Below are 20,498 nucleotides of genomic sequence, written 5' to 3'. Positions count from 1 at the left end.
CATGAACTATCCTGAACCGTTTAGTTCCACTATTTTAAACTCAAATGTTACCGATTGCCTGTGATCTAATACCATTTGGTTACAAAAAGTGACTGGCATCAAGCTTTAAATACAATTGCTGGATCTACCTTAGTGACTTTCTGAATGGCGAAAAATGCCGAACCCGTACACATCGCAACGGTTAACCCGAATACCCCTAAAGCCGATAAAGGGGTAATTAAAATCAAAATGCCTTGGGTCGCGCCAGCCCAGGACGCTACACCTAAACACAGTGCCATACCTGGAATATAACCTAAAACAGCCATCCAGAGTGCCTGTTCTAAAATAATTCCGTAGATCACCCAGTCGGATGCACCCATCGCCTTCAGGGTTCCAAATTCCTTTAAGTGGTCAGTCACGGAGGAATAAAGAATTTGTCCGACCACCACCATCCCGACTAACACTCCTACCGCCGCCCCTAAACTGAGAACAAACCCAACCCCTGTGCGTTTTTGCCAAAAGGTTCGCATTACCGTAGACATTTCTTCACGGGTCAAAACTTGAACATCATCAGGTAAAGCATCGTCTAGTTTTTGCTTCAGTTGAGTTAAATCTTGACCGGGTTTTGCCTTAATTAAAACATAGGTGATCGGATCAGCTAAATTTAAGGCTCTTGGTGGTGGAATATCGGTAGATTTTTGATTAGAGGATTGATCTTCATAACTTTGAGTACATTGAAAATCCTCATTATCTTGGACTTGACACCGGGTTTGAGTTTTTACAGGACTATTAACATAAGCATTAGCATTTTTTAACGAGGTGAACACAAAACTATTGCTCACAATAGATTGAGTTCCTTGCGTAATTCCCCCTAATTTGGCTTCTAATCCTCCGAGTTTGGCAATATCACCGATATTTTTAAGTTTGAGAGCGTCTAATTTACTCTCATCAACCATAATCGTATAGGGTTGTTTTAAAGCATTGATATCTCCTTTAATAATATTCCAGGGGGAAAATAATTCCCCTTCTGGATCAGAACCCACGACTGTTACCGCATGAATTTTATTTTCTACAGGATCGCGCCAACGCGCATTTCTAAAAATAAAAGCTTCGGCTTGTTCAACACCAGAAACCGTCTGAGCTTGGGTGACTCGTTCTAAAGAAATGGGCATCGTTAACTCTAAATGAATCATATCTTTAGAAGCGATCCAAATATCTGCTTTTGAGTGATCAATTAAGACCGAAGAAGACCGAATAAACCCGGTTAAAATCCCATTTTGAATGGTAACTAAACTGACTGCAAACATAATCCCAGCTTGAGCCACCAAAAAACGGGGAATATCCTCAAATAGGTTTTTTCGAGCAAGAGAAGCCATAGGGGAGGAGGGAAGGGGAGAAGGGGAGAAGGGGGACAGGGGGACAGGGGGACAAGGGGACAGGGGGATAGGGGGACAGGGGGACAGGGGGACAGGGGGACAAGGGGACAAGGGGACAGGGGGGATAGGGGAGTAGGGGGATAGGGGAGTAGGGGGAAATTATTAACTTCTAACTCCCTCACCGTAATCTTTAGGTTGCACTGTGCATTGGGATCTTTTTCCTGACAACTGACAAACCACACTCCTATTGTATACGGTCTTTAAGCAGTAGCTTGTTGGGGGAAAAGTTGGCTGAGATTTTGACGGGATAAGGGTTTTACCCAGGAAAACCAGGGGGTTACGGGTTTAAAATCAACCGATTGATAGAGCTTTGTTGCCCCTGTTAAACTATCAGCATCAACGCTTAGTTTGGCAGTGGTTACACCCGCTTTCTGTAGTTGAGATAAACCTGCCAAAAGGATGGTTTTTCCTAATCCTAATTTCCGAAATGTTCGTCGTGTTCCTAACCATTCAATCCAACCAATTTGATCAGAATTTAAGTGACATCTACAAAAAGCCGCAAATGTTCCATTCGGTGCAACTGCAACTAAATCTAATTCAGGTTGATAAATCGGTTGATTTTGCCAATATTCGGCTTGTTCTAGGGTTAATTCATGATGATCCCAATGGTCAATAAAGGATTCATTAAACAAATCAACCCAAGCTGAAAGGTCTTGTTTACCCTGAATATAAGATAATTTAAAACCGGATGGAAGTTCGGGAATAGATACAGGATATTCTAAGGATTTCGCCATCGTAATAAACTGCCGATCTACTTTAAAACCTCGTTGTTTGAGTAACTGATTTTGTTCGGTTTGTTGTTCTAAACTGTAGGTTCGCAGTTGTACAGGTTGTCTTTTTTGTTGTCCGATTTCTCGAATACGGCTTTCACACCACCGCATCATTTGTTTGCCTAAATTGCTGGATCGGACACTAGGATGAATATACAATCCAAAATATCCATCAATTCCAATTTTAGAGGCTTGAGGTTCAATTCCAACTAATCCCAAAAGTTGACCTTTTACATCTGTCCAAAGACGGATATCTTTTTCGGGGTTAACCGTTGGAGAAGAGAGTCCTAATTTTAAGTCTGCTAAACTTTCATCTTCTGTGAGATGATCAACGGTTTGACAGGCTTGAAATAAATTAAAAATTGCAGACCAATCTTTTTGACCTTCGTAGGGTTTAATGATTAAAGAATTCATAACAAATTGTTCCGAAAATTCGGAAGTTTTGACTTAATCTCGAACGGATAAATTTGCACCAAAAACTAGAGGTTGTTCTTCAATACAACCTTTATCAATTCTCCATTCAATGTTGATAATAGAGAATTTAAACCAAACTCTATTTGAGCCGAAAACCCTTTAAAACCAAGGTGTTACGACTAAAATCAGGATAGCTTTAGGGTTAAAAGTTAATGATGACGATAAAACTCTGTTTCCTGTGGGTAACACAGAAATCTTCAGGTTTTATCAAATTAGACACTCATAAAAAAGGGTTAATAAATCAATTAAATTTTGTTCTCTAACTTGACTTCTGCATCAGCTAAATGGATATTGCCAGTTCGACCACTGGCTCTTGGAAAGTCACCAAACCGAATGCAAGAGTCTTGATCATTTGATTAAATAGGTTTTGTCCCGCTAGGTAAAGAAGAATTTCACCCCCAATGAGGTCGTATTGTTAATTCACCCTCAGACCTGACAACCGCAGGCTGGATGACTCCATTTGAGTGTGATTGGCTAATGGCGGACGTTCCTAATCTAAGGATAGCCGATCCCCCCAATGCCTTGTCAAGTTTCCAGGGTTAAGCTTTGGTTATGATGTAGTGAGTCCTAAAGGACTCAAAGCCCTGAAGGGCTTACTACTGTTAGATGATTCAGTCTTAATGCTATGATTTGAGTTGTTTGTAGAGTTGTAAAATTATTATCACTGATTAAAATTAGCGATCGCCCTGCTTCGGGTAAGGGAGAACCCCAAGTTAATCCTTCAATATTATCAACTGCAATATTTAAACGGCTTAAATTCAACAATAAAGTTTTTTCTGCGGGTATAATCTCAGAATTTGTTGCTTTTAAACTGGGCAAATCTTGAATAGTATCCGCTTTTTCTAAAGAAACTAGAAATAATTTTATGGTATATCCTAAGCCTAAAGAAAAAGATCGTTCTAAACTAATTAAATGAGATTCATCAATAGCTAATAAATCGACTAAACCTTGTCTGTTATATTGTTCGGCTATAAAAGAAGAATTTGCTAAAGGATCAGTAATATACAAAAACTCTCGATCCGGTTGATTGGTTTGCAAATTATATCGCAAAATTCGACAAGGACTTTTCTGATCTAAATTCGCTATTCCTCCATCTTGAATTAAGGCGTTTTCATTCGCGGTAAACAAATAGGCCTTATCGGGTGTCACCGTTAAACTTTCAAAGGCTAAATTAGAACGAACACCTTGGTTTTGATTTCCATTTCCATCAAAAAACTTTTCAGGAATTGGTAAACTTCTCAATATTTTGCCGTCCCTGGAAAATTCTTGAATAAAAGGGGAAATATTTTGATAAAGGTTACCTTCTGAAGCAATAAAAACACTATTTTTAAAAAACGCAATTCCTTCAGGATCAAGGCTATTTTTAGGAAAGGGTTTTCCCGTTTCTGTTAATAGTGTGGTAGCCCCGACTACACTCACCCCTGTTTCTGAAAGGTAACCGGAACTTAAATCAATTTTGAGAGTATAAAATCGGGCTTTATTTTTATCACTGGGATCATCGGATATAGCATAATAAACTTGTTGTTCAGGATTATAAGTAATGCCTGATAAACCACCAACTTCTGTGTTATTATAGAGTAATCCTGTCGGTAAAGTGGCTTGTCCAATTAAATCAATTACTGTTGAAATCGCCACACTAGATGTGCTAAATATTAAAAAGGAAATTAAGGTTGAGATTAACAGCAGACAAGATAATAAAATTCTCATTAGATTTGCCTGTTTTAATAAAGTTTAGGGACAAAAAATTAATAAGCTATTATTTTCTATTCTAATATCGAAGATTGATTAGAACTTTAGTAATAAAGGGTAATGTATTTTGATTTTGCAGATTTAAAGAGTTGGAAACAGTTTTCCGGGGTAAATCTCGACGGAAAAATAATGGTAAACTCATTAATCCTAAAATAATCACAATCACTGTCATCATCCAAATTAATAAACGGTTGGGTTTATAATTGGCTTGTTCAATTTGCCAAAAAACTTGATTATAATTCCAAGCTGCAATTACAGTAATCATCATTCCAGTAATGACTAAAATAATCCCCATATTATCAGAATTAAAAATAGGATGACTAGGGGGAATTTTTTCGGTAAATGAGGTTTGTAATTGACGTAAAAACAAACTAAATCGAGCGATCGCAAAACCCAAAGCAATTAAGGAAATAGATGTTCTTAACCAAGCTAAAAATGTCCGTTCATTGGCTTGATGTTCTCGCTGACGATCAATTTTTTGTTCTTGATTCATAGATTCTATATCTCTTGAAAATTTTTCTTCATAAACTCCATTTTGGGGATTAAGCATTAAGAAATTCTGTTAACCATTCTTTAACATGAAATGTAGCACGACAATCATCTTCATTATATTGAACAATAGCATCTAATAAGGTGCGATCGCCTGTTTTTAACCATTGTTCATACCAACAAACAGATTGAGCACCATTTGCTTTGGGATCTCGCCATTCAAACCCCAACCATTTCGCTACAGGTTTCAGTGCATAACTTTCCACAGGAAGTGTTACCGTTTCTGTCATTTTTTGATGGAGATCAATAAATCGTTTTAATACTGGTTTCCAGCAATAATCTGGCGTATTATAAATTGTAGCTAATCGTTTAATGGTTTTAGGTTCATAATCGCAAAAATGAAAAACAGGAGCGATCGGATAAGCCCAAACTAACTCTAAAAACTGCTTCCAAATTAATTCTTCTTGGGTTTTATCTTCCGCTAAAAAGGGATAAAATTTCTGTTGATTAGACCGCCGATCTATAACTAGAAGACCATGCAAATAATCTAAATTCAATTCCGGTTGTGCTTCAATATCAAAATAAATCTCAACCGGAAATTCTTTTAATTTGGTTTGATAGCTATCTTGAAAATTATCTAACCAATAGCTAGAATTAAAATTTTGTTTAAAACTGATAAATTCTTCTTGACGTTTAATTGCTTTACTTTCTAAATTAGATTCAGCTTGCTTAATAATTTGTAAAGCAATTCCCTCTGCAAATTCAGGATAAACTTCTAATTGCTCTGGGGTAGCTTCCACCAAGGTTTCAACGGTTGTTAAATTCAATTCTTTTAACCGTAGATAGCGAGTGGGAGTAACACCCGGAATTAAAGAAATATGATTTTGCGATCGCGCGACCTCCAAACAATAACTATGCCATTGACACAAATTACATTTTTGTCTCGCAATAAAAACCTCCGGTTCATCACGAGATAACGCCATGTTTAAATAATCATTTAAAACCTGGTACATTTGCGGAATACGTTGTTCTAAATTAACCGAATAAGGAGCTTTATCTCGTAAAATTAACCAACCTGTTTCCGGCTGGATTCCTTGAATTCCTTCTAATAAATAAGCATGAAAAGCCGAAATAATTTGATAATCGAGTTTAGGGCGTTTCCCTAACTTAATATCTTGAGAAACATAAACCCAATCTCCAAATTGAGAATATCCGGGCTGTTTCACTAATAATTCAGGAGAACTCACTAAAGTAATCTGAATCATTTCATCAGATTCTATCACCGATCCATCTAACATAATTTCAGAAAGGTTAAGTTTCTCTACTTTCAGCAAAACCCCCTGATAAATTCGGTCAACTCCTTGCTGCATTAACTCTAGGGTTTGTTTAGCACCCAACTCCCAATTTCCAAAAAAAGGATCGAGTTTAGAATAAGGATAATGAGATAAAATACTATTTTGATAAGCAGAACTATCCTGCATCAATTTTAGTAAAAAATCGCTGGGAGGATCTTGTTGAGAACTATCTCCATAACGCTCTAAAAATGCACGCCTCTGACAGCGTTGATAAAGCAACAGTTGTTTATCGGTGATTAACATAATTATTTCGGTGTCAATGATCAATGATGAGTTAGATATCCTCTTCACCTTAAACTTAAAAGTGTCCTTTGACGAAACATAACGAACCCTTAATATTATGACAACTCCTTCCCTAGAAACCCATCGCCAACAGTTTCCCGCCTTAGCCAATAAAGGCTATTTTAATTATGGGGGACAAGGGCCATTACCTCGGATATCGATGGATGCTATTATTCAAGGGTATAACGAGGTGCAGTGTTCTGGCCCTTTTTCGGGTAAAATTAACCAATGGCAAAAGCAAGAAACCCAGTTAACTCGCAATTTGGTCGCCACTGAGTTAGGAATTTCTCCCGAAACCCTGTGTTTCACCGAAAATGTTACCGTTGGTTGTAATATTGCGCTGTGGGGAATCGATTGGCGACCGGGAGATCATCTGTTAATTTCCGATTGTGAACATCCGGGAATTATCGCAACGGTTCAGGAACTTCAACGTCGCTTTGATTTGCAAGTTTCATTTTTTCCCCTCAGAGAAACCTTAAACCAAGGTGATCCAGTCGAGATGATTTCTGAGTATTTAAAACCCCATACTCGCCTATTAGTGATCAGTCATATTTTATGGAATACAGGTCAAGTTTTACCCTTAACAGAAATTGTTAACCTGTGTCATCAAAATTATAACACAAAAGTATTAGTCGATGCGGCTCAATCCGTTGGCGTTTTACCGCTTCAATTAACAGAAACAGGCGTTGATTTTTATGCTTTTACAGGTCATAAATGGTTGTGTGGGCCAGATGGATTAGGAGGATTATATATTAGTGCGGAATCTTTATCCGAATTATCTCCAACCTTTATTGGATGGCGAAGTATTATTAACGATACACAGGGAAAACCCGTTGCTTGGATACCCGATGCTAGAAGGTATGAAGTCGCCACTTCTGCCTATCCATTATATGCAGCATTACGCCATGCCATTACCCTGCATCATCAATGGGGAACTGCAACAGAGCGTTATCAACAAATTTGTCAAAATAGTCAATATCTTTGGCAAAAATTATCAGAAATTCCGCAAATTCACTGTCTAAGAACCTCTCCCCCCGAAGCGGGTTTAGTTTCATTTCAACTCACCAATGGAAAATCCCATCAATCCTTAGTCAACGCTTTAGAAAACCAGGGTATTTTCCTGCGAACTCTCCTCGATCCCAATTGCGTTAGAGCCTGCGTTCATTACTTTACCCTTCCCTCGGAAATGGATCAACTCCTAGAAGCGATAGCAGGGAACAGGGAATAGGGAACAGGGAACAGGTAGGAAAAGAGCCCTAAATTTCCCTTTTTGTCCAAGTATTGACTGTTAACGGTTAACCCCAGTCAACAGTCAACAATCAACTTTTTCAAATTTTTCTTAACTGATAACTGATAACTGATAACTGATAACTGATAACAAGCATTATTGAACAGCAACCGCCGTATTCCCGACCACTTCACCTTTTAACATTCGTCCGGCTGCTTCTAATAACTGTTCTTCTAAATAAGGCTTGGTAAAGTAACCTCGTGCCCCCAAATTAAACGCCATTTGACGGTGACGATCCGCGCCCCGCGACGTTAACATGGCAATGGGTAAATTCGTTAGGATCGGATCTTTTTGCATCCGCGATAATAACTCCAACCCATCCATCCGAGGCATCTCAATATCGCAGAACACGATATCACAGGGTAAACCCGATTTCAGTTTTTCCCAAGCTTCCTTACCATCTCGCGCCTCTTCCACGCGATAACCGGATTTTTCAAATGTAATCGATAATAGCGATCGCACCGTAATCGAATCATCCACAATCAACACCGTCGGTTCAGATTTCTGAAGTTGGGGTTCAGCCACCGCATTGCCCATCTGCCAAATCTTACCAGCAGCATCCTTGCGAATCCGACCCATGGCCAAATCAATCAATTCCAGCACATCGGCGATCGCCACAATTTGACCATCCCCTAACACCGTCGCCCCTGCAATGCCAATCGGTTTCGGCACAGGCCCTTCCAAAGGCTTGATCACAATTTCCTGTTCAATCAACACCTGATCCACCTGTACCGCCAAATAACTACTCGAAGACCGCAGGACAATCACCGAAATCATGTCTTCCTCAGCCGTAGCCCCATAGACATTTCCCCGACCCAAATGACGGTGATAAGTTAACAATTCCCGCAGATGACGTAAAGGTAAAATCGTTCCCCGCCATTCTAAAGCCTTACTGCCATCGTCCATCGCTCGAATTTGTTCACGGGGAACATCAATCATGTCTTCTACCCCATCCATCGGGAAAGCAATCCGCACCCGATCGCTCACACAGCACAACGCCCTGGAAATACTCATATTCAAGGGTAAGCGAATGGTGAACGACGTCCCGCGTCCCAACGTCGAATCCGTCGTAATCGTGCCACGAATATCCGTTAAACTGGTTCGCACCACATCCATCCCCACGCCCCGACCTGCGTATTCATCCGCCACATCCTTTGTACTAAAGTTCGGCAGGAATAACAGATCATAAATCTCTGGATTGCTCATACTCTCAGCTTCTTCAGCCGTAATCAACCCCTTCTGAATCGCCTTATTTTTGACACGATTGACATCAATCCCACCGCCATCATCGGAAACCGCAATAATCGTTTGATTCCCCTGGTGAAATACCCGAATTGTAATCCGACCCACTGCCGATTTTCCTGCTGCTGTCCGTACATCCGCAGGTTCAATCCCGTGAGTAATGGCATTATTGACCAAATGGATCAACGGGTCATGCAGCTTACCCAATAACATCTTGTCAATTAAAGTATCTCGACCCTCCACAAACAATTCGGCCTGTTTGCCACATTTAATCGAAATATCCCGCACTGGACGCTTCAAAGCATCCGCTTCAATCGCAAAAGGTTCCATCCGTGCCCGATTTAACCCCTCCTGCAACGCCGTCGTAATCCGTCGCAACTCACGGGTGACTTGATCCGCTTCTTCCACCAAAAATTCAATATCGGCTGACGACTCCCGCACCCGGACAATTAACTCAATAATCTCTTGAGAGAGAGTATGGAACGGCGTAAACCGATCAAGTTCCGTTGAATCTAAATCCGTATTGGAATCATCATCATGAATTGACGACGTTTCATTAAACCAGAACGGCTTGCGACGGTGGGACAGGAGGGAAATTTCTAAGAGCGATCGTTCATAGAAATCCTGCATCCGTTGGCCTACATCCCCCAGCAAAGAAACTTGGTGTAGCAAGTTATCCAAAAACTGCCGCATCCGTTCTTGGTCTTGTTCCAAACTGTTGCGGTTGACCACCAGTTCCCCCATTAAGTTACTGAGGTTATCCAGTTGTTTGACAGGAACCTTAACAATGGGTTCAGCGATGGGTTTGGCAAAGGTTCCTCTGGGAACCGATGCTGAACGAGATCGAGGAGCATCTTCAATTAATTGCAGCAACTCTGTAAATTCCGAATCTTCGTCGGAGGATGGCGATGCTTTACTAACAGGGGTTCGTCCACTGTCTGAGGATTTTGGAGTTGAGGTTGACTCCACTGCATCGGGGGACTGTAACAGTTGATCTAAATTTAAGAAAATATCTTCTTCTACCGTCTGGTTAGCAGCCATGGGCTGACCTTGTGCACCTTCTTCATTCAGTAAAGCATCTAAACTGGTAAAATCATCATCCGGTAGTTCCAGGTTGGGGGCAGTAAGTCCCATCGCTTCTAAGTTTTGAGATATCCTTGGGGTTAACACCTCAACACTGTCCTGAATAGTTGCACCTTGCTCTTCTCCAAATTGCATCAAATCATCTAAGGAAGAAGGAGTCGATGTTTCGGGTACGATGCCCATTTCACTTTCTAATAGTTCATCAAACCAATCTTCACTTCGGTAAGGCTCTGTGACTGCTTCGGGGGCTGCTTCCCCGGTTAAGGAAGAACTGGGTTTTGCCGTTTGGGGTTTGGGTTCGGGAGACACTTGAGCCTGCTGGTCAAATTGGTCAAACAGTTCATCCAAACTTTCGGCATCCTCTAATAAATCGTTGATTTCATCCGGGGAAACAGATGTAGAATGCTGGGCTGATCCCGATGAAACTTCTGTTTCGGGATTTATGTCTAATAGTTCATCAAAGAAATCCTCAAAACTGGCCAATGGTTTATCTTGTGCCATCTTGACTGTCGATGGTGGTTTGACGTTTGGGGTTTCCACCATTGGAATATCCGTATCACTGAGATTATCAAAGAAACTGGCTAGATCATCATCAACACCAGAGTTAGCAGGTGAAATCCCCAGGTTATGATGTCCCCTTTGGGGAGTTTCTTTGGGGGATTTTTTGTTTTTAGCTTCTGTTTTGTTTAACCCGGTTTGTTTTTCGTCTAACAAATCAAAAAAGTCGCCTTGTAGGAGGTCTGCTTCCATTCCTCCCTGTGCAGGGGTTTCCCCGACTGTTTCTTCAGAAGCCTCATGATCCCATTCATCCAAACCTTCAAATAAATCTCTGAGGCTGTTATATTCTTCGGGGGTAATTTCGGGGCCGTTTGGTAAACGAGTTGGGGTATTACTGGCGTTCGTTGCTGAATCCGACCAGTTTGTATCGAGTAGGGGGTTCGTGAGGGTTGAAACATCTGGGGATTTCTTCTTACTATTTCCTGACTTCGCGGTCACTGAGCCTTGCCGAAGTGATGCAGTCGCTTTCGTCGCAGCTGCTGATTTTTTAGACTCGGCTTCTCCCAGTGTCCGGGATTTAGGAGATTGACCGGAGGATTTTGAGGGACGTGATGGCAGGGTCGATTGGGTTGTCTGAGATTTGGATGTTGGGGCTTTTGCAGAGGTTACGGACTTGGGTAACAAGCGGGTAATAGCTTCGGTGACGACAATTTCAGTCTCTCTATTCGCTAAAACGAGATCTTGAGCTTCTTTAATCGCTTTAATAACAACGGGAGCTAAACTCCGATAAGTATTCTCCGAATTAGCGATCACTTGTTCTACATTTTCGATAAATTTAACCCAATTCGGTAAATCAAACAGTTCTCCCGCCCGGGCTAAACTTCGGCAAGTTTCAATTAACACTTGACGGGTTTGGGGGGTTTCGGGTTGTTTGAACTGTTGCAACATTTCCCGCAACCGTTCAGGGACATCACTACCAAAGACCAAATCTTTAGCACTGCTATGTCCCGTTTCTTCACGCGGTTTCGATATCGACGGAGATGGAGCGCGGGTTTGTACAGGCGTACTATAATCCGTTTCTACGGGCCGTTTACCTGTCCCCTGTTGCTGTACAACATTTTTAATATGGTAATTTAAGGCTTCAAAAACAGGCTCAACATCCTGCAAAATGGCACTCGCTGCTTCTTCTGTTAACCCATAGGGCCCTGACAATTGATCAATCAAGGCTTGTAAGGTATCAAAAACTTGTAAAAATAACGATTCTAATTGTTGATCGAGGAATTGAGTCGGAAGACGGTTTTCTTTGAGAATTTTAAAACTATCTTCTAATCGGTGAGCCGTTTGTTGAATACTATTGAGTCCCAACATCGCGGCTCCCCCTTTAACCGAGTGGGCCGCTCGGAAGACTTCATTGAGCAGTTCTGGATCTTCAACGGTGGTTTGTAGATTCAGTAATCCCTGTTCAATGGTATTGAGGTGGTCTTTAGCCTCCTCAATAAAATAGCCCATGATCCGTTGTTGCTGTTCAAGTTGCATATCATTAATCAGTTATCAGTTATCAGTTATCAGTTATCAATTAATCCTTGGTCACTTGTTTTCACGCACTTCCTCCCCTGCCTTTCTTGCTCCCTAAGATTTTTCTGAAGCATCAACGCGGAAACGTTCCACGGAAGTCAAGAGATCTCGCGCCACACCGACCAGTTTGGTTAATGCACTAGAAACTCCTTGGGCTTCTTGGGAGGTTTCTTGAGCGCTATGTTCAACGGCTCGCATCACCTGGGCGACGGCTCGTGCCGTTTCGTTTTGTTCCACCGTATCGGCGGTAATTGAACGCACCAGAACGTCAATCCGGTTCGTCACTTGGATAATGTCATCCAAGGCTCGTTTGGCTTGTTCAGCTAGACGAGTTCCTTCAATTACCTGTTGATGACCTTGAGACATCGCCATCATCACGGTATTGGTCTGGCTTTGGATTTGCATCACGATTTGTTCGATATCTTTTAAAGATTTCGCTGACTTATCCGCTAACTGTCGAACTTCATCGGCAACAATCGCAAATCCTTTGCCTGCTTCCCCAGCCCGTGCCGCCTCAATACTGGCGTTTAACGCGAGTAAGTTGGTTCGGGAGGCAATCTGAGAAATAATGGCTACAATTTTAGAAATTTCTTGAGAAGATTCCCCTAACCGCTTGACTTCTCGACTGGTTTCTGCAACCGTTTCCCGAATTTTGAGAATCCCAGCTACGGTCATTTGTACCGCTTCTCCCCCTTTAGTCGCTACCGCCGCCGCCGAACGGGCAACTTCTTCAGCTTCCCTGGAACTTTCGGCTACCCGTTGAATGGCATCGGTGAGCACCTGTATCGAGTTTAAGGTGGCAGCTAGTTCCTCCGCTTGGCGGAAGGCATCTCCGGCGACATCCTTGGCAAACGTCGCACTATCCGTTGCCCCCTTACTGACTTGACGGGCGGCTTGCTTCACCTGAACCACAATTTCCCGCAGGTTTTGGATGGTTAAGTTAAAGGAGTCGGCTACCGCCCCTAAAACGTTAGCGGTGACTTCTGCGGTGACTGTTAAATCTCCCCGGGCTGCCCCTTCGACATCATCCAAGAGCCGAATCACCTGACGATGTAAATCATCTCTGGCATCTTCTTGTTCCTTGGCTTTGCGTTGGGCTTCGCGGGTAATATTTTGAATAAATTGAGCCGCATGGTTGAATTTGGCGGACATTCTCCCAAACTCGTCCTCGGCAAAAACCGTAGCCCGGGCATCTAAGTTGCCTTTACCAATGGCATCAAATTGAGCTTGTAAATCGTCTGTGGCTTTTGTAATTTGTTGGGCTGTAATCCGACCTAATCCCCAGGCGGTGATAAAACTCGTGGCTCCGGCTACGGTGGTCATAAACCAACCTGTAACTCTTAGATAATCCACAACTTCTCGTTTGTTATCTAAGGCAGCGGTGCGGGTGGCAATATTAGTTGCTGTTGCCACTAATATCAATGTTACCAGTCCCGTTCCTAGGGCGGTGTAAAAGGGTTTGCGGTTGAGGGAGGCATTTTCTAAAAAGGAGAATGGCCCTTGATCAGATGCGACGACGGTATCCATCACATCCCCTAAATCTGGACTTAAGGTGGTAACAGCCGATGCGGTATAGGCACTATTAAAAATCTCATCATCCCGAATCGATGAACTATCACTATCGAGGGTGCTATTGTTGTAGGTCGTGCTCGGAAATTTACTATCTAAGTTGCCAAAGTCTGAATCAACATATAGATCATTATCCCCACTGGCTGCCATATCAAAATCGGCAACATCATCAAACTCTTCAAAACTATCTAAGAAATCATTTTCCACGCTTTGGGGGGCCTTGCCATTGGGAGAACGACCATTGAGATCTGTCATCTCCGGTGTTATATCAAAGGAGTCCCCAAAGGTATCCTCATTTAAAGGTTCGAGATCAAAACTATCGGGAATATCCGTGGCATCAAAAACGATATCATCTTCTTCCTCAGCCATATCCAACGCTCCATAAGCTGAGGATGGGGTAGCTTCACCCCGGGTATTGGAAAAATACGACTGATTCATCCTGTTATTGGTCAACAGGGTTTCCTCTTCGTTGCTTTCTTCTGCATCCAAAACATTAAAGTTCGCCGTCATGTTAGAAGGGTCAGGGGGTAAGGGAACAGAATCATCAGCATCATCAACGAAGGGTTCCACAGAAAATGTAAAACCGGACAGATCAGGGTCAAACTCCTCTTCTTCTTCTGGCTCAAATAAAGGAGTTGACGCACCCGACATCATCCCATTGGAGGATACCGGATCAGGGTTAACGAACTCCCCGGATGAATCTATCTCTTCTAGGGGGGCAAAAATATCATCGAGTTCTTCTTCAAAACTCATGGGGGCGACGGAAGGAGATGAAGGAAAAGGGGTTTGGGGGGAAGACTCAGGAGTCTCCATCAATTCCTCGTCTTCCTCGGCTCCCCTGGGTTCCCCAAACTCTCCTTCACCCTCTAGGTCATCCAGGTCAAGGAACTGAGTCGGTTGATGTAGATAATCCATCTCTGACTCATCCAGGGTTTCCTGGGAATTGAGTGAATGCAGGTCATCCTCAGTGCTGGGGTTTGAGGAATCGAGAAGATGGAATTGGTCATCCTCGGAGGAAAATAAATCCCCGGTTAACTGTTCAAGATCACTAACACTCACCTCATCGGTCGCTAAGGGGGTTATGGGTTGTGATTCATCTTCTTCTAGTGTAAACGGATCTTCATCGAATTGGGTCAGGGAACCCGCCTCATCCAAGGGATTTAAAATTTCTGTTCCTTCCTCTAAATCATCCTCTAAGGCAAAGGGATTATCGGCTGTAAAGCTGAGGGGAGATTGGCTACCATTAGAGTGTAAATAGTCTTGATTATCCCCTAGATGTTCTAACCCCCTTTCATCGATCGCATCATCGAGATCAGGAATTGATAAGTTTAATTCGGAGTCCTCTAATCCTTGAAAATCAAAGTGATCTTCGGTTCCGCTAAAATCCTTCAGGTCTATCTCAGGGTTTGACCCATTGATCAAATTGCCATTGCCTTGCCGATGGGAATCATCAGCAAGGGATTTCTAAATCATTTAATAAATTCATTGAGGATGTGCCATTGGCGAAACCATTGGTTTCTTCGGCGACCCACTGTAAATCTTGAGTTAAATCAACTTCTGTAGAATCAATTTCTTCATCGAGAAGGGCATTAAAAACCGCTTGGGAATCGGGGATATCGTTCAACTCACCTGAAGGGGAGGCGAGTTCGTATTGGTCAGTATCGGCTAAAGCTTGATGCGCTTGTTCGAGTAATTCCGCATCACTGGTCAAATTTAAGACCGCCATATACTGATCACGAGCCACATCATACTGCTGTAACCCATAGCCATAGATATGACCGCATAAAAGACGGGCGGAAGGATCTTCTGGATAATCTTCCACCAGTTGATAAACCAGCGCCGCCGCCTCTTCGTAATTTCCCTGACAGTATGCTTCCTCCGTTTGCTGATATTCTTGTAGGAAGTCTGTGCTTGTTGCCATGAGCGATTCCCCTTTTGATTTTAAAGTTTAGTGTGGTATGGCTTAAACGTTAAGAGTTCAATGTAAGAAAGGTTTAACTTAAACAGTTTTATAATCAATTGATGCTGGGCGGGCTGTGACATTTTTGGGTATGAACCTTGAGTTTGATGGATCACGTTGCCCAGCGAGCCGATCGCAAAATTGCTACTTGGTCTAAGAGTCGCAGAACGTTCCCTGTATTTGCCAATTGCCATTCTCCTTTAATAAAAGGAGCCATACTATCACTGACTTGAGTGGGCATTTGCATTTTATCAGGGTCAAGCCATGCCATATCATTGAGAGCATCAACTGCTAACCCTAATATAATGTCTTGGTCTTCTACGGCAATGACATGGATCTCTGTGCGGTCTGTATTCAAGGGAGTGGTATCCCCTAAAAATTGGCCTAAATCAGCTACCCAAATCACCCGACCTCGAAGGTTGAAGGTTCCCAGTAATAGAGGGGAAACGTTAGGGATGGGCGTCATCCGGTCTGGAGATTGAAACAGTACCTCTCGAATTCCGATGGCAGGAAGGGCAAATTCATTGCCTGAAGGCACAAAAAACCGGAGGTGGGGTTCCCCTTCGGGAGTTTCCAACTCTTGAAATTCTGGGCCATCTGTTCCTTGCCCGGTTAAAAAATCTGGGTTTCCGACCATTATTGTTTACACCTACCCTCTGAGCAATTGTTTAACAGTTCCGACTAATTCGGTCGGCTGGAACGGTTTAGCGATATAAGCATCTGCCCCCTGTTTCATTCCCCAATAACGATCAAATTCTTCCCCTTTAGAAGAACACATCACAATGGCAATATTGCGGGTTTTGGGATCGGATTTGAGGCGACGACAAAGTTCATAGCCGTTCATCCGAGGCATGACAATATCGAGCACCATTAAATCGGGGCAGCTTTTTTGGACTTGTTCTAATGCTTCTACACCATCACTGGCGACACTGACCTGTAAGCCACTATCTTTGAGAAGATTAGAAATCATCTCCCGTTGGGTGACACTATCTTCCACCACCATAACTTTATTCATCTTTCTTCTCCCTGGGAAACTCCCGAATTATTGATAATCCGGTTAGGGGTAAGAGTCCAAGGAGTAAGGGGTTTATGCTGCTGCATTAGAAATTTATCGTAAAGTGTCAACAAAACCTTTGCGCCTCAAAAGAGGTCATTCTTTCTGGCATACCTGTTGGCATTACAGGACAGAGGCTATTTCTATGTTCTCAAAGACCCGATCAGTGGGTGTTTAATTGAAGGGCGAATCGGCGGCAGGGTTTTGCATCGGATCGCTCCGGGTTTGTTTAGTTGTCAATCCCATCGGCATTGTTATGATAACTTAGTTTTTTTAACATCTTGTTTAATTTCAAGTATAGTTCCCGACTCTATAAACCCATAGAGCCAGTTTTTACAGCATTGTGTATCTTGTCGGCTAGAGTCCTATTTAATTATACAAATCTTTGACCGCCTGGATTGATCTAGTCTGGGGTGTTCTAGGGGGGAGTGTTAAAGGGTTTCTAACTCACTCATGAACTCCTCTTCTAATTTAGACTCTTTAGCTGTATTCGTGAGTTTCCCTGGCCCAATATAAGTTTCCACTAAGGTTAATAACTCAGCATCCCCAAACGGTTTTGTTAAGTAGTTGGTGGCTCGAATCATTCGAGCTTTGAGGCGATCAATAAATCCATCAATTCCCGTTAACATGACAATGGGAGTTTGACGAAAAGCCGTCGAATTTCTTAACATGGCACAGATTTCATAACCGTTTAATTCAGGCATGGCAATATCACACAAAATTAAATCCGGTTTGAGTTGAAAAACTAAACTCAATGCTTTTAAAGGATTGCCAATGGCAGTTGCTTCATAGCCATGTTCTTTTAAAATAAATTCAACCGTTTGTCGAATCACGAGATCATCATCAATACAGACAATCCGAGGGCTACGATTTCTATCGGTGAAGGGTTCTAGTGTGGTTAACGGATTTTCGGGATGGGGGGCTAATAGTTGTACTAATCCCTGTTGTACAAACGGATAAATGGCTTTTGTCACCATGACAATATCTCGATGTAAATGACGGGCAATTTGACGAATCGAGGTTTGGCCATCAGCCCAACGATTCAAGGTTTCAAACACTTGTGGTCGGACGGTCTCTTGTAATTTTGATCGATCTGTGATCAACGGACATTGATTGGGGGAGGTAATATGGGGATGGAATTTTTTCCATTCTTGGACTTGTTTGAAAATATTGGCTAATAACGGGCTAATTTCTAAGGTGGTTAATTGGGGAGCTAAGGCAGATCCCATTTCAAAAATAAAAGCGCCTTGATGTAAACTCAGTAAATCAAACAAGGTTTCCTGAACCATACAATGAACAATATTACGGGCGATGGCTGGGGTAATCACTTGATGTTCAAGTAATACCCACAAGTACCCATATTCGGGAGCATTGACCGAAGCAATGGAGGGAACTTCTAACTGAGCGAGAACGGTTTCAGCTTTATAGCGTCGTAAATAATCGCGTAATCTCATCAGGCTGCCTTCGCTTTGACCTGCATAGATAATGCGACCGTTCCAAGAAAACACTAACCAACATTGTCCGGTTAAACGGCTGGGATGGCGTTCGATTTCAGTGGCCATCTGGGATGAACTGTAAGCTTCGACCATGAGTTCCCCTGTTCTCTGGCCAAGCTCAATCAGTTGCAAAATACTGCGAATATCAATTTCGTTTAAAGAGCCTTGCATTTAGCAAGTTGCCTCCTGCAAATGGGTTTGAGTTGAGGTACATCCTAGAGATGAAAAATAAGGCACTATCGTGATGATCAAATCACGGCTTCCCTTATATTCTAGGGGAGACAGCCACTTATGCACCCGATAGTTAGCGATTAAGGATTAACTAACGGTATATTAGGCTTCAGGATTAACTGTTTACCTGCGACTCCCAGAAGGTTTTATGATTAAGACAGCGAACAAATAGTGCTTGAACACCTCAAGAGGATAAAGGGCTGATGCTCTATTTAGCGGAAGTACAAAAGCAGAGTAGCAAATTTGGTCTGGGCGGCGGTAGGACTGAACTCAAGCTATTGGCTTGTCAGCGAGGTGAAAACAATTGGAGTGCTGTACCCGGAGATGAAATCATCCTTGCTGATGATGCGAATAACTTTAAGGACGGAACGTTAGTATTAGTCGATCTGAATACGGGTAAGCAGGTACAGCGTATCCAAGAAGCTGCCCGCCAACTCGTGGGGATTCTCCAAGATTTTTCTCGGTTGCAGGAAAAGTTTAAAACCCAACAGGAAGAAATTGAACAGTGGAAGGAGTCGTTGACTTACCAAAGTCAGGAATTAAATCGCCGGGAAATGGAAATGGAAGCCCGACGCGAACAGATGGAACAATTGGAGGAAGAATTAGAACGGCTCGAACAGCAACGTCAAGAAATTGAGCGTTCCCGAGATGAAAGTAACCATTTACGGTCTCAAATTGACCAGGCTCGTCAAGATATTGAAACCACTCGACAGCAGTTACGAGATCAACGCAAACAGCTTGAAGAACAACAAGCTCAATTACAGTCGTCTCCTTCCTTGAGTGCCGAACAATCTGAACTCCTCAGTAACTTACTCAATCAATTGTCTAACCCTGTTGAAATTTCACCGTTACAGACAAAACTTCATCAGTCCTTAGAACAAGTGACTAGCGCTGAGAGTTTACTGGCACAACATCAGCAACGATTACAAGAACAACGTTCTGAGGCTGAACGTCTTCAACAAACCCTAGAAACGACAACCAGCAGCATTAAACAGCAATGGCAACAGTGGCAGCAAGCGCAGGATACGTTAATTCAAAATCGCTCTGAGTTAGCCTCCCAGCAACAGTTAGTCCAAACGAAACAGGACTATGCTCAAACGTTACAAACCCTGATCCAAAGCCGTCAAACTTTATTAGAACAGTTACAAGAGTTGGCTTCTCGTCAATCGCAGGATGAACCCGCCGCAGTGAGCGTGAAAGTGGATATCCAAGCCTTGGAGGCGATGCCCTTAGAACAATTACAAGCGGAAGTCGAACAATTAAAACAGGAATGGGATCGCTGGTCTGGTTTTGTTAAAGACCAAGAGGAGGAATTAAAATACAAACTCGAAGAGATTGGGGAAATTCAAGAGGAACTCAAAACGGCAAATGATGGAGATCGAGAGAGTTTACAGACGAAATTAGCTGAGGAGCAAGATGCCTATCAAATGTTGAATGAAACATTGGTGGGTCAGCGCCGTACCCTCAAAGAGCGGGAAGACCATAAAACTCAATATGAAGGAGTGTTAAATCGTCGTCGAGGTTTATCTCCGGCCACCGCAGGGGGGCCGACTGATTTGAAATCGGTGATTGCGAATTTGGAAACCCAACAACAGGAACAACAACAGCAACTCCAAACTTTGGAAACAGAACTCCAACAATTGCGCTCTACCTTTGCCCAAAGAGAGACAGAGGTAAATGCTCAAGTTCAACAACAAGAACAAACCCGTCAACAGTTAGAAACTCAGGAGCAAAGTTGGATCGAACAACAACGCATGGTGGCTGAACTTTGGGGGCGGATTAATTTGTATCAGGAAATGTTACGACCTGTTCAAGATTCGTGGAATCAAGTTCGGCAGCAGTTGCAGGAAACAACGACTCAACTGAATCAACTGTTAGATTTGTCCAACTCCCAAACCCAGGCAACAACACAGTTACGGCAGGTTTTATCAGGAATCAGTAATCACTAATTAGTCTAAGGTTTGATCA

The 20,498-nt window shown here is 42.5% G+C and carries 13 protein-coding genes; 2 read left to right on the top strand and 11 right to left on the bottom strand.

The genetic code is table 11. The annotated features are described in order from the left end of the window. Positions 1 to 98 precede the first annotated feature (98 nt). The 5 genes from NMK36_RS00270 to NMK36_RS00250 form a co-directional block, all read right to left on the bottom strand. Positions 99 to 1,355 carry an FtsX-like permease family protein gene (locus tag NMK36_RS00270; RefSeq protein WP_254172727.1) on the bottom strand — a complete coding sequence of 419 codons (1,257 nt, stop codon included), beginning with the start codon at positions 1,353 to 1,355 and terminating at the stop codon, positions 99 to 101. A gap of 260 nt (positions 1,356 to 1,615) precedes the next feature. Next, complete coding sequence (locus NMK36_RS00265) at positions 1,616 to 2,599, bottom strand: GNAT family N-acetyltransferase (protein ID WP_072718830.1); 984 nt, start codon at positions 2,597 to 2,599, stop codon at positions 1,616 to 1,618. A gap of 636 nt (positions 2,600 to 3,235) precedes the next feature. Further along, positions 3,236 to 4,366: an esterase-like activity of phytase family protein gene (locus NMK36_RS00260; RefSeq protein ID WP_254172726.1), complete on the bottom strand. Its 1,131-nt coding sequence runs from the start codon at positions 4,364 to 4,366 to the stop codon at positions 3,236 to 3,238. Positions 4,367 to 4,427: 61 nt separating this feature from the next. Continuing rightward, positions 4,428 to 4,901 (bottom strand): YidH family protein, encoded by a 474-nt coding sequence (locus NMK36_RS00255; RefSeq protein WP_072719113.1) that lies wholly within the window; start codon positions 4,899 to 4,901, stop codon positions 4,428 to 4,430. A 49-nt stretch (positions 4,902 to 4,950) separates the two neighbouring features. Then, complete coding sequence (locus tag NMK36_RS00250; RefSeq protein ID WP_072718828.1) at positions 4,951 to 6,495, bottom strand: TM0106 family RecB-like putative nuclease; 1,545 nt, start codon at positions 6,493 to 6,495, stop codon at positions 4,951 to 4,953. Positions 6,496 to 6,592: 97 nt separating this feature from the next. On the opposite strand from NMK36_RS00250, the gene NMK36_RS00245 reads away from it, so the two are divergent. Then, positions 6,593 to 7,762 (top strand): aminotransferase class V-fold PLP-dependent enzyme, encoded by a 1,170-nt coding sequence (locus NMK36_RS00245; protein ID WP_072718827.1) that lies wholly within the window; start codon positions 6,593 to 6,595, stop codon positions 7,760 to 7,762. 156 nt (positions 7,763 to 7,918) lie between these two features. Here NMK36_RS00245 and NMK36_RS00240 read toward each other — a convergent pair whose 3' ends face one another. The 6 genes from NMK36_RS00240 to NMK36_RS00215 form a co-directional block, all read right to left on the bottom strand. Further along, a complete protein-coding gene (locus NMK36_RS00240) occupies positions 7,919 to 12,181 on the bottom strand; it encodes a hybrid sensor histidine kinase/response regulator (RefSeq protein ID WP_072718826.1) in 4,263 nt (1,420 codons plus the stop codon). A 93-nt stretch (positions 12,182 to 12,274) separates the two neighbouring features. Then, positions 12,275 to 15,211, bottom strand: a complete 2,937-nt coding sequence (locus NMK36_RS00235; RefSeq protein WP_254172725.1) for a methyl-accepting chemotaxis protein — start codon at positions 15,209 to 15,211, stop codon at positions 12,275 to 12,277. 28 nt (positions 15,212 to 15,239) lie between these two features. Then, positions 15,240 to 15,710, bottom strand: a complete 471-nt coding sequence (locus tag NMK36_RS00230) for a tetratricopeptide repeat protein (RefSeq protein ID WP_254172724.1) — start codon at positions 15,708 to 15,710, stop codon at positions 15,240 to 15,242. A 151-nt stretch (positions 15,711 to 15,861) separates the two neighbouring features. Then, on the bottom strand, positions 15,862 to 16,386 hold the full coding sequence (locus NMK36_RS00225) for a chemotaxis protein CheW (RefSeq protein ID WP_072718824.1): 525 nt from the start codon (positions 16,384 to 16,386) through the stop codon (positions 15,862 to 15,864). 12 nt (positions 16,387 to 16,398) lie between these two features. Then, the gene (locus tag NMK36_RS00220) at positions 16,399 to 16,764 is read right to left on the bottom strand and encodes a response regulator transcription factor (RefSeq protein WP_072718823.1); all 366 of its coding nucleotides are present in this window, start codon (positions 16,762 to 16,764) and stop codon (positions 16,399 to 16,401) included. Positions 16,765 to 17,234: 470 nt separating this feature from the next. After that, positions 17,235 to 18,470: a response regulator gene (locus NMK36_RS00215; RefSeq protein ID WP_072718822.1), complete on the bottom strand. Its 1,236-nt coding sequence runs from the start codon at positions 18,468 to 18,470 to the stop codon at positions 17,235 to 17,237. A 263-nt stretch (positions 18,471 to 18,733) separates the two neighbouring features. Here NMK36_RS00215 and hmpF point away from each other — a divergent pair, with 263 nt between their 5' ends. Beyond that, positions 18,734 to 20,479: a pilus motility taxis protein HmpF gene (gene hmpF / locus NMK36_RS00210; RefSeq protein WP_072718821.1), complete on the top strand. Its 1,746-nt coding sequence runs from the start codon at positions 18,734 to 18,736 to the stop codon at positions 20,477 to 20,479. Positions 20,480 to 20,498: the final 19 nt, after the last annotated feature.

The organism is Planktothrix pseudagardhii (genome assembly GCF_904830925.1).
GTDB lineage: Bacteria > Cyanobacteriota > Cyanobacteriia > Cyanobacteriales > Microcoleaceae > Planktothrix > Planktothrix tepida.
This window is presented reverse-complemented; position numbering and strand designations above follow the sequence as displayed.

What these genes read in the sequence shown, in the direction of transcription:
- NMK36_RS00270 (WP_254172727.1), bottom strand. Translation starts at nt 1,355, where the DNA reads ATGGCTTCTCTTGCTCGAAAAAACCTATTTGAGGATATTCCCCGTTTT.
- NMK36_RS00265 (WP_072718830.1), bottom strand. Translation starts at nt 2,599, where the DNA reads ATGAATTCTTTAATCATTAAACCCTACGAAGGTCAAAAAGATTGGTCT.
- NMK36_RS00260 (WP_254172726.1), bottom strand. Translation starts at nt 4,366, where the DNA reads ATGAGAATTTTATTATCTTGTCTGCTGTTAATCTCAACCTTAATTTCC.
- NMK36_RS00255 (WP_072719113.1), bottom strand. Translation starts at nt 4,901, where the DNA reads ATGAATCAAGAACAAAAAATTGATCGTCAGCGAGAACATCAAGCCAAT.
- NMK36_RS00250 (WP_072718828.1), bottom strand. Translation starts at nt 6,495, where the DNA reads ATGTTAATCACCGATAAACAACTGTTGCTTTATCAACGCTGTCAGAGG.
- NMK36_RS00245 (WP_072718827.1), top strand. Translation starts at nt 6,593, where the DNA reads ATGACAACTCCTTCCCTAGAAACCCATCGCCAACAGTTTCCCGCCTTA.
- NMK36_RS00240 (WP_072718826.1), bottom strand. Translation starts at nt 12,181, where the DNA reads ATGCAACTTGAACAGCAACAACGGATCATGGGCTATTTTATTGAGGAG.
- NMK36_RS00230 (WP_254172724.1), bottom strand. Translation starts at nt 15,710, where the DNA reads ATGGCAACAAGCACAGACTTCCTACAAGAATATCAGCAAACGGAGGAA.
- NMK36_RS00225 (WP_072718824.1), bottom strand. Translation starts at nt 16,386, where the DNA reads ATGGTCGGAAACCCAGATTTTTTAACCGGGCAAGGAACAGATGGCCCA.
- NMK36_RS00220 (WP_072718823.1), bottom strand. Translation starts at nt 16,764, where the DNA reads ATGAATAAAGTTATGGTGGTGGAAGATAGTGTCACCCAACGGGAGATG.
- NMK36_RS00215 (WP_072718822.1), bottom strand. Translation starts at nt 18,470, where the DNA reads ATGCAAGGCTCTTTAAACGAAATTGATATTCGCAGTATTTTGCAACTG.
- hmpF (WP_072718821.1), top strand. Translation starts at nt 18,734, where the DNA reads ATGCTCTATTTAGCGGAAGTACAAAAGCAGAGTAGCAAATTTGGTCTG.